Origin of the sequence: Wolbachia endosymbiont of Wiebesia pumilae (assembly GCF_017869285.1) — a bacterium.
Lineage (GTDB): Bacteria > Pseudomonadota > Alphaproteobacteria > Rickettsiales > Anaplasmataceae > Wolbachia > Wolbachia pipientis.
Genome location: NZ_CP054557.1, coordinates 617,337 through 630,293, shown reverse-complemented (window position 1 = coordinate 630,293; position 12,957 = coordinate 617,337). Strand labels below are relative to the sequence as shown.

At 34.2% G+C, this 12,957-nt stretch carries 11 protein-coding genes and 1 tRNA gene; all 12 read left to right on the top strand.

Annotated features, from left to right (window positions below):
• Positions 1-111 precede the first annotated feature (111 nt).
• The 12 genes from HUB92_RS03280 (at position 112) to rnc (ending at position 12,920) form a co-directional block, all read left to right on the top strand.
• A complete protein-coding gene (locus HUB92_RS03280) occupies positions 112-1,341 on the top strand; it encodes a lipoprotein-releasing ABC transporter permease subunit (protein WP_070357005.1) in 1,230 nt (409 codons plus the stop codon).
• On the top strand, positions 1,334-2,065 hold the full coding sequence (locus HUB92_RS03275) for a hypothetical protein (RefSeq protein ID WP_209473319.1): 732 nt from the start codon (positions 1,334-1,336) through the stop codon (positions 2,063-2,065). Before HUB92_RS03280 ends, HUB92_RS03275 begins: the two co-directional genes overlap by 8 nt.
• Positions 2,062-3,282, top strand: a complete 1,221-nt coding sequence (locus HUB92_RS03270; RefSeq protein ID WP_209473317.1) for a heme biosynthesis protein HemY — start codon at positions 2,062-2,064, stop codon at positions 3,280-3,282. Before HUB92_RS03275 ends, HUB92_RS03270 begins: the two co-directional genes overlap by 4 nt.
• 198 nt (positions 3,283-3,480) lie before the next feature.
• A complete protein-coding gene (gene atpG, locus HUB92_RS03265; RefSeq protein ID WP_010081973.1) occupies positions 3,481-4,353 on the top strand; it encodes an ATP synthase F1 subunit gamma in 873 nt (290 codons plus the stop codon).
• Between the two features lie 18 nt (positions 4,354-4,371).
• Positions 4,372-5,706, top strand: a complete 1,335-nt coding sequence (locus HUB92_RS03260) for a TldD/PmbA family protein (RefSeq protein WP_209473315.1) — start codon at positions 4,372-4,374, stop codon at positions 5,704-5,706.
• 174 nt (positions 5,707-5,880) lie between these two features.
• Positions 5,881-6,132 carry a cold-shock protein gene (locus tag HUB92_RS03255; RefSeq protein WP_006279919.1) on the top strand — a complete coding sequence of 84 codons (252 nt, stop codon included), beginning with the start codon at positions 5,881-5,883 and terminating at the stop codon, positions 6,130-6,132.
• Positions 6,133-6,167: 35 nt separating this feature from the next.
• Positions 6,168-7,394, top strand: a complete 1,227-nt coding sequence (locus tag HUB92_RS03250; protein WP_244663115.1) for a DEAD/DEAH box helicase — start codon at positions 6,168-6,170, stop codon at positions 7,392-7,394.
• Positions 7,395-7,597: 203 nt separating this feature from the next.
• Positions 7,598-9,904, top strand: a complete 2,307-nt coding sequence (locus tag HUB92_RS03245) for an AAA family ATPase (protein ID WP_070357007.1) — start codon at positions 7,598-7,600, stop codon at positions 9,902-9,904.
• A 64-nt stretch (positions 9,905-9,968) separates the two neighbouring features.
• The gene (locus HUB92_RS03240) at positions 9,969-10,865 is read left to right on the top strand and encodes a class I fructose-bisphosphate aldolase (protein ID WP_209473361.1); all 897 of its coding nucleotides are present in this window, start codon (positions 9,969-9,971) and stop codon (positions 10,863-10,865) included.
• Between the two features lie 5 nt (positions 10,866-10,870).
• A tRNA-Cys gene (locus tag HUB92_RS03235) sits at positions 10,871-10,942 on the top strand.
• Between the two features lie 121 nt (positions 10,943-11,063).
• Positions 11,064-12,131 carry a quinone-dependent dihydroorotate dehydrogenase gene (locus HUB92_RS03230; protein ID WP_007548704.1) on the top strand — a complete coding sequence of 356 codons (1,068 nt, stop codon included), beginning with the start codon at positions 11,064-11,066 and terminating at the stop codon, positions 12,129-12,131.
• A 90-nt stretch (positions 12,132-12,221) separates the two neighbouring features.
• Positions 12,222-12,920 carry a ribonuclease III gene (gene rnc / locus HUB92_RS03225; protein WP_006279914.1) on the top strand — a complete coding sequence of 233 codons (699 nt, stop codon included), beginning with the start codon at positions 12,222-12,224 and terminating at the stop codon, positions 12,918-12,920.
• Positions 12,921-12,957: the final 37 nt, after the last annotated feature.

Sequence of the window (12,957 nt, the reverse complement as noted above, 5' to 3'; positions counted from 1 at the left end):
TATAAGTCTGCTAAATTTAAGGAAGCAAAAATCTCTAGTTTTTAAATAAAGAAAAGTCTACAATTATACGAAGTTTCAAAAATATAATGTCTAACCTAAAAATATTTTGTAATGTCCATTGCCTTTGAAATTACTATGGCTGCTTGCTATTTGCGAGCAAGAAATGCCAGATTTTGCTCTATAATGACTTTGTTCTCTATTATCGGCATTGCCCTTGGAGTTGCAACACTAATAGTGGTGATGTCTGTGATGAACGGATTCAGAGCAAAGTTGCTTGACTCAATACTTGGCATTGATGGCCATATTAACGTTTATTTTGATAGGAACATAAATTCAGATTACTACGCAGTTTCAAAATCTATTGAGAGAATTCCTGGTATATTAAAAGCTACTCCTATGACCAATGATCAAGTTATTATTGTAGCAAATGGTAAAATTGCAGGTAGCGTAGTGCGAGGTGTGTCAACTAAAGATTTGCTTGATAGTACTGCCGTTACAAATAATGTAATTATAGGTGATGTAAAAAAATTTGATGAAGGGATAATAATAGGAGCACGCTTAGCAGAAGTTTTGAACATTGACTATGGCGACGAAATTACGTTTATATCATCTGAAGAATTTGATGCATTACTTGGTGAAATGCCGCGAATGAAAAAATATAAAGTTATAGCAATATTTGATATGGGTATGTTTGAGTATGATAATACCTTGATATATATGCCTCTAAAATCAGCACAAGCCTTTTTTAATTATAAAAATAGCATAAAAAATATAGAAGTACTTGTAGACGACGTTACTAGAGCTGATAAGCTGGCAGATGCTATAGAAAAAGAAATAGGAATGGAAGCTGAAAGTTGGCAATCACAGCAAAGCCATTATTTTAGTGCTTTAAAAACTGAAAGAAATGTGATGTTTTTAATTCTCACTTTGATTATAGTTGTAGCAGCGTTTAATATTATCTCAAATTTAATGATGATAGTGCAAGAAAAGAAATCCGCGATTGCAATTATGCGTACATTTGGTGCAACAAGTGGAAGCATTATGCGTATATTTTGCGCTTGTGGTCTATTAATCGGTTTTACGGGAACTTGTCTTGGCTGTATTATAGGTGTCGTTTTTTCTCTCAATATCGAAAGCATTAGAGTGTTTTTAGAAAACATTACTAACGTCAAGCTGTTTGATCCTATGATATACTTTTTTTCAAGTTTGCCAGTAATATTAGTACCCCAAGACGTAGTAAATATTTCTGCACTTGCGTTACTCTTATCATTTTTAGCGACAATTGCTCCTGCGTTGCAGGCAGCTGCACAAGATCCTGCGGAGATACTACGTTATGAATGATACTCAGCAAAAGTACATAGGTTGGTTCTTAATTGTATTGTTATTTACCGGTTACATCACAATAAATAACATAATCTTTTTAAAAATAAATCAGCAAGAGAGTGAAAACAATGTGAAAGCTTTAACGGAAAACATGGATGAATTTAGAATGTTGCTTGAAGTTAATCAATCTAGAATAGAAAAAAAGATATTTGACCTCAAGAGAAGACAGCATACTCAATGTGAGCAAGGTGATAATAACTCAAGATGTAAGAACCTTGCAAAATTGCTATTACTTGTGGTTAAAATGAAGAATTCGTTATTGCGAGAAGCAAAATTTGATAACCATATAAATTCAATAAAGCCTTTGATATCAGAGCTTGACGATCCAGAGATAGAAAATGCAGTAGATGAATTAGAAAATTTGAAAGAGATAAATACCTTACACGAATTGAAGTTATCTTTTGAAAAAACTATTGATACTATCGATTACAACAAAAGTACATTGTCTAAAAAAATCATTTCAAACTGGATAAAGGTAGACGACCGAAATGATCCATTAAGAGTAAAATTCGCAGAAATTGAGGAGTCAATAAATGATAATGATTGGCAAAATATAACTGTTACAGTAAGCAATTTAACGCATTCAGAATTCAAGCCATGGCTGAATAAATTGAATGGTTTTATTGTAGCTTCTAAGAATATTTCAACAATATATCATCACTTATTACAATATATCTCATGATTTATTTTATAATTTTCGCTTTTTCGTTTTTATTTGGTATATGGGTCAAGGTAAGTGGTGAAGTAATAAAATTGGAATTAGGCAATTACACTATAAGTATTGATCTATATTTCATTATTTTTACTTGTGTAGTTTTATTATTTTTATTAATTACACTTGTACGCTTTTTTTCCTCCATTTCATCAACATTTGCCAACATAAGAAATAGAAGAAGGGATAGGGAAGAATTGCTTCTCTTTGAAGCTTTCTTTAGCATAGACTTAAACAATATAGAGAATGCCCAAAAGCTAGTTAAAAGTCTGAGTGAGGAGAGCGATAGGTTGTCTTTAATAAAGCTCTTTAACTCAGGTAAGACGGGAAATTACAGCTTTTTCAGTAACGGTTTAACAAATATTGCAAATAAAAATCGTAACTTAGCTCTACTTCTAGCCAATAAGCTGATTGTCCACCTCAAACAAGAAAAAGTAGTCTTTCAAAAATTTATAGAATATTGCTCTAGTTCAATTAACGATAAAATGCTATCTATTCCCTTTCAAATAGAGCATTGCATATTGAAAGAAGATTGGATTAATGCAATTTTGAGGTTGAAGGAAGCAGTTAAGTCCAATATTTTTCTCCCCTTTGATCATAAAGAAATGTTTGCAGTGTTTTATTGCGCTTTAGCAAAGCAATATGAAAGTAAAGGAAATTTTAAGGAGGCTATAAAGTCTTTATTTAGAGCACAACGTTATAGTGCAATTTTTCAGCCCATCAATTATTTAAAGGCAGAATTATATATTAAACTTGGAAAAATCAGAAAAGCTTCTGCAGTGCTAGAGGCAGAGTATACAGTAAATCCTACTCCTCAGTCAGCTAAAATGTACATCAATTTAAATAGTAAAGGTGCTGAAAGACTATACAACTTACGCCCTGATTATTATTTTAGTTACTGTTTACTTGCTTTGTCCTCAATGAGTTCAGGTAAATATGATCTTGCAAGTCAATATTTAGACACTGCTATGAAAAAAGCTAATTACATGTCAATCTACTTTATTGTAATACAACTCAAGGTTACATTGCAAGAACACGACAAGGTAATTTATTGGCTAAACAAGATGGGCTCAGAAGCTTTGCCTGATCCAGGCTGGAAATGTAAAAATTGTAACAGGGAACTAGAACAATGGGATCATAAGTGTTCAAGTTGTAATAGTTTTAATTGTGTTTATTATATATTATAAAATTCCACAAAGTGTAGAAATTACCATTAGGCTACTTTCACATTGATATTGCTGAAGTTAGAGCACTTTCTTAATATAATCCTTATCTCCAAACAATAAACCTGCAAGTTTCTTAGCTAGACTTGGTTTTAATGTCAAAAAAACTTGCTTTTAGACACTAACAGTTATATATTTTAATAAATCAGGGTTGTATACAAAATGAAGAGCTTAAAGGAATTATCCTTAAGAATTAAGAATATTAGGTCTGTACAGAAAACCACGAAAATAATGCAAATGGTTTCTGCAGCAAAGTTGTTACAAAGCCAAAAGAAGTTATTAAATTCAAAATTATATGTATCTAAGCTGCATAACATTATTTTTTCATTAATGCTATCAGTTGATCAAGAATTACTGGCAAAAATTCTAAATGTCAGTAACGACGGTTCTTACCTAGTATTCATTATTGCGTCTGATCGTGGCTTGTGCGGCAACTTTAACTCTTCTATTGTCAAATTTAGTCAAGAGCGTGTAAATAAGTCAATCGCAAATGGCAAAAAAGTAGATATTGTATTTCTTGGTAAAAAAGCTTTTGATGTAGGTAAAAATAGATTTGACTCTAAAAGTATCTTAAAAATTGAAAATAGTAAGGGAATCACGTTAAAGCACGTAGAAGCTTTGGTTGATGGTATAGATTTAAGTAAATACGATAAAGTTAAAGTTTTTTATAGTAAATTCTATAATACCTTCACGCAAAAACCAATGTTGGAAACAATAAAACCATGGAGTAAAGACTCATCCTTGATTGATAGCTCTCTGGCTGGTCCAACAACAGATTACGGCTATGAGTATGAACCACAAAATATTGAATTTATTTTAAAATCTTTGGTTCAAGATTACGTTGTAATTGCTCTTTACTCTGCTTTACTTGAAAGTGCAACGAGTGAGAATAGTGCTAGAATGGTTGCTATGGAATCAGCAAACAGAAACACTAAAGAGATACTGAACAAATTAGCATTGCTTTATAATCGTTCTCGTCAAGCAGCGATTACGACTGATTTAATTGAAGTTATAGGTGGTGCAGAATCTTTATAGAAATCTAAGGAATAGAAAATGAATATATTAAATATTGCAGCAGATATTACTAAACTAATAAAAAAGAAAAATCAAGATGCGGAAGTTACAATATATGAAACTAATAAGACTTCAGTTTCTCAGCGTCTATCAAAAATTGAGCAAATATCACAATCTAAAAATTGCACTGTAGGAATCAGAGCTATAGCAGGTAAAAACAAAGCTGCGTATATTTCTACAAACGATTTGAATAATCTGAGTGATACAGTAAGCCAAGTGGTAGAAATGGCAAAGAATGCGCCAGAAGATCCTTGCATTAATTTTGCTGTAAATGGTAGTAATTATATCTCTTCTGCAGATTTAAGTATCTCAGATAATAATGTTGTAACCGTTGATAACCTAAAAGAAATTGCTGAAGCTGCAGAAAATTCAGCCCTTGCACATAAGAGTATCACTAATTCTGAAGGAGCCTCTTCTTCATACGCTTTAGTGAATACAGTATTATCGACTGTTTCTGGTTTTATTGGCTCGTTTAGTAAATCAACCTTTGCTAATCAGGTCTCTGTTGTTGCTGGAAGAGAAAGTGAAATGAAGGTTGGTTACGATTATGATATAGCATGTAATTTTAGTGATTTAAAGTTGCCAGAGTTAATGGGAAAAGAAGCAGCAAAAAGAGCAGTTGATCAATTGAATTCACGTACAATGAAAACTGGTAAATTTCCAGTTATTTTTGAAAAAAGAGCAGCAAAAGGGCTAGTAAAAAGTTTTGCTTCTGCTATAAATGGGAGCAGTATTATAAGCAACAGTTCTTTCTTGAGGGGTAGTTTAAACGCTCAGATTTTCAACGATAGAATTAATATTATCGATGATCCATTGTTGCCAAGAGGCATAGCATCGAGACCATTTGATGGAGAAGGGATAACTAGCAAGAAAAATATATTTGTAAAAAACGGAATATTACAAAATTGGATTTTAGACTTATACTCGGCTAGAAAATTAGACTCAGAAACAACCGGAAGCGCAACTCGTGCAAGTAATGCTGCAGTTATTCCTGCAGCTAGTAACCTCTACATTGAGAATGGTGATGTATCGTTTGAAGAATTAATTCAGGAAGTGAAAGAGGGAATATATGTAACTGATTTATTTGGTTTTGGTGTCAATTTAATCAATGGCGATTACAGCCAAGGCGCTTCCGGATTTTTTATAGAAAATGGAAAAATAACGTATCCAATACATGAGATTACCATTGCTAGCAATTTGAAGGATATGTTTAGCAATTTAGTCGTTGCAGATGATCTAACTTTTTGTGGGCAATTTAATTCACCAACGATTAAAGTTAGCGAAATGACGGTTGCAGGTTCGCTTAACGATTAAAAAATTTATTTGCATCAAGTACAACAATTGTGTATTATTGTCATGTAATGTTAAGAATAGACTATGGAGTATAAAGGTTTAGTTTCAATAGCTAAGCTTAAAGCATTCTCAATCGTAATTTTAAAGTTTTTCATCACATTAGTAATGTTAGTTAATAATTTAGGAGTTGTTTAAATGGAATTTGGTAATGTAAAATGGTTTAATGCCGAAAAAGGCTATGGTTTCATCAAGCCAGAAGGTAAAGGGGGTGACGTTTTTGTACATATTAGCACATTGGAACGTTCGGGAATAAGACCTGAGGCACTTAAAGGAGAGAATAAAGAGAAGGGAATAAAAGGAGAAAGGGTGAGTTATGAGGTTAAAGAGGAGCGCGGTAGAAACGGAGAAGATAAAAAATCTGCAATAAATTTAAGATTGGAAGATTAATCTATTATGAAGTCTTTTAACAGGATTAACGTATTGTGAATAATTTTCATGAGATGGGTCTCCCAGCTTCGCTTAGACAAGCTCTAGATAAAAATAATCTTTTCGTCCCAACTCCGATTCAAATACAAGCGATTCCCTTAGCGCTACAAGGTAAAGATATTCTCGGATCTGCTCAAACGGGGACTGGAAAAACTTTAGCATTTGCTATTCCGTTGGTTGCTAAGTTGCTGAATGAGCCTAACACTGGTTCAGCTTTAGTCATCGTGCCAACCAGAGAGCTTGCGCATCAGGTAACAAATGAGATAAGAAAACTCTTATCTCAAAATTCTGCACTAAGGGTCGCTTTGTTGATTGGTGGTGAGCCTATTTTTAGGCAGCTAAATCAGCTTCAGAAAAAACCACAAATTGTAATAGGTACTCCTGGTCGTATTGTAGACCATATTGAGCGTAAAACTTTGATTACTCGCAATGTTAGCGTTCTTGTGCTTGATGAAACGGATCGTATGTTTGATATGGGCTTTGGAGTTCAGATTGAAGAAATTATGAAGCATTTGCCTAAAATAAGGCAAACTCTTATGTTTTCTGCAACTCTTCCTGGAGATATAGTAAAACTTGCTGAGAAGTACCTTAATCGACCAGAACGTATTTCTGTTGATTGTGAGGTTACAACTTCTGTAAAAATTAAGCAAGAAATTGTTTATGCATCAGAATCAGAAAAATATGAAAAGCTTGTTACACAACTATGTCAGCGCGAAGGATCAATCATTATCTTTGTCAAAACAAAGCGAGGAGCGGATCAGCTAGCTAACAGATTGCACAAAGATGACTATAGCGCTTTAGCAATTCATGGTGATTTAAGGCAGCACAAGCGCGAAAGGGTCATTAATTCTTTTCGTCGTGGCCGTAATCAAATCATGGTTGCAACAGATGTTGCTTCTCGCGGCCTTGATATTCCCCACATTCAACATGTTATCAATTATGATGCACCACAATCGCAAGCTGACTATATTCATCGTATAGGTAGAACTGCACGCGCTGGAGCTGAAGGGTATGCGCTATCTTTTGTTACACCTCAAGATAAGAGAAGACTGCCTGCACTGGCAGACAAAGAAGGAGAGCTAAATTTTGATTGTAGTGTGCAATTTAAAAAACGTAACAGCAAAAAGGTCTTTAAAAGGCCAAGTACGTTAAAGACTAAATACGGTAGAAAAAAGATCAATGCATTTAAGAAGAAAAGCAGAGTACTAGAAAAAGCGTATTAAATAGGATTTACCTACAATTTGATAAGCGTAAAACTCGTCATTCCGCTACTCATTAGCGGAATCTATGCTGAGATATTGCGGTGCTATGACGTAGATCCAGAGTGGGATTCAAATTGGCTACAGCGAACTGCTGGATTTCAATTTTTTTAATAATTGTGTGCTATTCATTATATATGAGTTCCCACTTTTAAAGAGAATAGGAGATGATTTCCAAAAACTTAGAGGCAAGTTTGAATAGAGCACTATTCATTGCTTCTAATTTTAATCTTAAATATGCGAAAGTAGAACATTTATTGCTGGCGTTAACTAAAGACGTGGATGTAAATTACGTTTTATCAAGATGTAATATCAGAGCCGATGAAATCATCAGTATGGATAACATTCTATCAAGATGCAATATTAAGGCTAATGATTATAATAATAATATAAAAGGGTTTTTACAAAGCAGTTCTGAATTGATTATCAGTGGAGTTAAACCTAGCTCAATGTTTCAATGCATAATACACAGAGCAATAATACGGGCTCATAGCTTGGGGAAAAAAGAAATAAATGGAGCAAGTGTTCTAGTAGAAATTTTGTCTGGGCAAGATTTATACGTTGAAGATCTATTGCAGAAACAAAGTGCGAAAGATTCCAATTTGATTTACCACATATCTAACATGAAATACTCTAACGATATAGATGAATACACCACTAATCATAAAGTAAAACTTGATAAAAATAATGATGCTCCTACTACAGTAAATAAAGGTGAGCTACTAAAAGATGAGGAAATTCTACAAAGTTATTGTAAAAATTTAAATGACTATGCAAGAAGCAAAAAAATAGATTATGTTATTGGTCGTGATTATGAATTAAATCGCACTATAGAAATATTATTGAGGCGTAGAAAAAACAACCCTTTATATGTTGGAGATCCAGGTGTTGGCAAAACCACAATAGTTGAGGGTTTGGTACTCAAAATCATTGAAAACAGTGTTCCAAGTGCGCTCAGGTCCAGTATAATTTATGCTTTGGATTTAGGGTCACTCCTTGCAGGGACACGCTATAGAGGTGATTTTGAAGAGAGAATAAAATCTATAATAAAAGCGATTGAGGCAAAACCAGGTGCTATCCTTTTTATTGACGAAATACACACTATCATTGGAGCAGGTTCTACAAGTGGTAGCTTTCTTGATGCAGGTAACCTACTCAAACCTGCGCTTGCAAGAGGTACACTGCGTTGTATAGGTGCAACTACATATAGAGAATACAGCAATAGTTTTGAAAAAGATAAAGCATTAGCGAGGAGGTTTCAAAAAATTAATGTTAAGGAATCTTCTGTTAACGAAACGATAAAGATACTAGATGGTATAAAGCACTACTATGAAGGGTATCATGGAGTATATTATACAAAGAATGCCATTAGGTCTGCGGCTGAACTTTCGCATAAGTATATTACTGGGCGAATATTACCTGATAAAGCGGTTGATGTTATTGATGAGGCAGGGGCATATTGTAAATTGCTAAGAAACAGGGGTAAAATTGTAAATAGTAGAGATATTAAGAATACCATTACTAGAATTACAAATGTGCCTTGCGGATCTGAATCTGATGATTTGCAGAAAGTAAAGTCTTTAAAAGCTAATCTAGAGAAGGTGATTTTTGGCCAAGAGCAGGCAATAGAATCTCTTGTTAATTCTATTAAAATTGCTAAATCTGGGTTGAGAAATTACAATAAGCCTTTAGCAAATTATCTTTTTGCAGGGCCAACCGGTGTTGGTAAAACCGAGCTAGCAAAACAATTAGCAGAAAGCATGGGCATGAATCTTATACGCTTTGATATGTCCGAATATATTGAGTCTCATACGATATCAAGGATGATTGGTTCTCCTCCTGGATATGTAGGTTATGATCAGGGTGGATTACTCACAGAGTCTGTATCTAATAATCAATATAGTGTTGTGCTGCTTGATGAAATTGAAAAGGCTCATAGCGATATCTATAATATATTGCTACAAATTATGGATTATGGTTGCGTTACAGACACTTACGGACGTAAAGTTAACTTTTCCAATATAATCTTAATTATGACAACTAATGCAGGAGCAGCTGAACGCAGCAAAAGTTTTGTTGGCTTTGGGCATAAAAAATTTAACACTGGTGATAGTGAAAAAGCGATAGAACAGGTTTTTAGCCCTGAATTTCGTAATCGTCTTGATGCGATTATTTCTTTTTCTGACTTAAATGCGGATATAATTCTGCATATTGTAGATAAATTTATTCAGGAACTGAAAAAGCAGCTGACGCAAAAAGGCATAAACTGCTTGGTAGAAGATGAAGTGAAATCTTATCTTGCACAAACAGGTTATAGTAAGGAAATGGGAGCACGTCCGATAGAGAGACTTATTGAAAAAGAGATAAAAAGTTACTTAGCGGAAGAAATACTGAATCGTAAATTAATAAAAGGAAAGAAATTAAGAATCTATATGAATAAAGTAGAAAATAAAATTGCTTTTGATATAGTTTAAAATCCTTGTATTGAACTTCATCTTTGTTACAATCTATAACTTAAATTCAATTTGAATTATAGTGATAAGTGATAAAGTAAAACAAGTCCTAAGCTACTACGAAAGTGAAAACCCTGGGGTAAAAGCAAATCTTACTCGTATTCTCATGCATGGAAAGCTTGGCGGCACTGGCAAGTTAGTGATTCTGCCAGTAGATCAAGGATTTGAGCATGGTCCAATTAAAAGTTTTGAAGTTAACCCTGATGCTTATGACCCACATTATCATTTTCAGCTTGCGGTTGATTCGGGAGTAAGTGCATATGCTGCTCCACTTGGTATGATTGAAGCTGGTGCTGCAACTTATGCTGGAATGCTCCCACTTATTTTGAAACTTAATAGTTCCAACTCTTTACATTCAAAGGATCTAACCTCTGATCAGGCAATAACCTCTTCTGTGAAAGATGCGCTGCGTTTGGGCTGCTTAGCTGTCGGATTTACTATATATCCTGGTTCTGCTAAGTGTTTCGATATGATGGAGGAAGCCCGTGGAATCATAGCTGAAGCCAAATCTTACGGGCTTGCAGTAGTGCTATGGTCTTATCCACGCGGTGAAGGGATTTCCAAAGAAGGTGAAACAGCAGTTGATGTTATTGCCTATGCTGCACACATAGCAGCTTTGCTTGGCGCTAATATAATAAAAGTAAAACTTCCAACTAAATATTTGGAAAGGGAGAAAATAGAAACAGAAAATATTGAATCATTATCTAAAAGAATTGAATATGTTAAAAGGTCTTGTTTTGCAGGGAAAAGAATAGTAGTTTTTTCTGGTGGTGAATCGAAGGAAGTAGATAACATATACAATGAAGCGAAAGAAATTAAGCAGGGTGGCGGTAATGGTTCAATCATTGGACGTAACACTTTTCAACGCAAAAGGGAGGAGGCTTTATCTATGCTAAAAGATATAATGGATATCTACACATAAAAAACGGCTGGGTGGCAGAATGGCTTATGCGGAGGACTGCAAATCCTTTTATACCGGTTCAATTCCGGTCCCGGCCTCTTTCATTCTCTATATCTTGTAAAAGTTAACAGTAGCTTTAAGTGTGTAACCTATAGAGAAAGCTTGTCCATAGTAAAATCAATTTCTTTTCAAGTTATGGTTATACTCTTATAGCGTTTCATGGTAAAAAATAAACTAAAAATAAGCAAAGTGTTTTACAAACGTAATTTACTATTTTTACTACCGCCCGAAGTTGCTCACTCTTTGGCAATTATGGCATTAAAGAAAATGCCTTATAAGAATCCTATAGAGCTACCAGAATCTTTGAGTGTGAATTTTTTTGGTAATAAGCTCAGAAGCCCCATAGGTCTGGCTGCAGGTTTTGACAAGAATGCAGAAGTTATAAGGCCTATGCTCTCATTTGGTTTTGGGTTTATTGAAACTGGTACTGTAACTCGTAATCCACAATATGGAAACAAAAAGCCAAGAATTTTTCGGTTAATTAAAGATCAAGGGGTAATTAACAGATTGGGATTTAACAATAAAGGAATAGACTATTTTCTTAAACAAATAGGTGAAACCAAGCTTGATGACTGCATTTTTGGCATCAACATAGGAAAAAACAGTACATCAAAGGACCAAATCAGCGATTATGTTGACTTAATAAAGATAGTATATGGAAAGAGCAATTATATAGTGCTGAACATCTCATCCCCAAACACGCCTAATTTACGCAATCTGCACAATAAGCAAGAATTATCGGAATTGTTGAAATCCGTAACTCTAACCCGAAAATCAATTGATAATTCTAAATCCATACCAATAATATTAAAAATCTCACCAGATGTAGATCAGCAAACGAAAGAAAATATCGCTGAGCTTGCGTTGGAATATAAGATTGACGGATTAACAGTAAGCAACACTACGGTAAGTAGAGATAATCTGCATTCTCACCATAATGAGAGTGGTGGGTTGAGTGGCAAACCGCTGTTTAAACTTTCAACCGAGTTATTGGGCGATATGTACAAATTTACTAAGGGCAAAATATTATTGATAGGGTGCGGAGGAATCTCAAGTGGTGCTGATGCATATAAAAAAATAAAGGCAGGAGCTTCTTTGGTGCAGTTGTACACTGCTCTCATATACCACGGACCTCAAGTTGTAAACAAAATTAATCTAGAACTTGCAGAACTAATAAGGAGAGATGGATTTAGTAACATTAGTGAGGTGGTGGGTTGTATACATTAATTTTGGAAGTTGGTGGTATTATTTTAATAAAATAAAACTAATTCTCTGGTATAAAGGTGGTAGAAAGTGCTTTTCTTTTAAATAATTGGTATGAAGAGTTTGAATGATGCAATATCTAAGATCATTGATTATAAATTTACAAATTATGCAATATTAGAAGAGGCACTAACTCACCCAAGCGTAAATAAAAGGAATAGCAAAAACCAGATTGTAAGCTACGAAAGACTAGAGTTTTTGGGCGATAGTGTTTTGAATATGGTTGTATCTGCCACACTGTTTAAACTATTTCCTGAAGAAAAAGAAGGAGCATTGGCAAAAAGAAAGACGGATTTAGTTTGTGGCAACACCATTGCTAATGTTGCTAAAGAAATAAAATTAGGCAGCTTTATCATCATGAATAATAGTGAACGCTGCAATGGAGGGAGATGTAACTTAAAAAATTTAGAAAACTCGCTTGAAGCACTAATAGGTGCAATTTATATTGATGGCGGGCTTGAAAATGTTGAAAAATTTATTATCCAATATTGGGAAAAGCTAGCTAAAGGCATGCTTGACCCCCCTCAAGATCCTAAAACCTCACTGCAAGAGTGGACTCAGAAAAACAAATTGCCTTTACCAGAGTATGAGCTTGTAAAACAAACTGGACCAGCGCACAATCCTGAATTTACTATATCAGTTTGCATAGAAGATTATGGTAAAGTTTCTGCATGCGCTTCTAGTAAAAAGATTGCTGAACAAAAAGCTGCTGAGTTGATGCTAGAAAAAATTGGAAAAGACGCTTCAGTTTAGGCAAAATAGGCATTAATGTAAATTTTAAGGAAGCTAA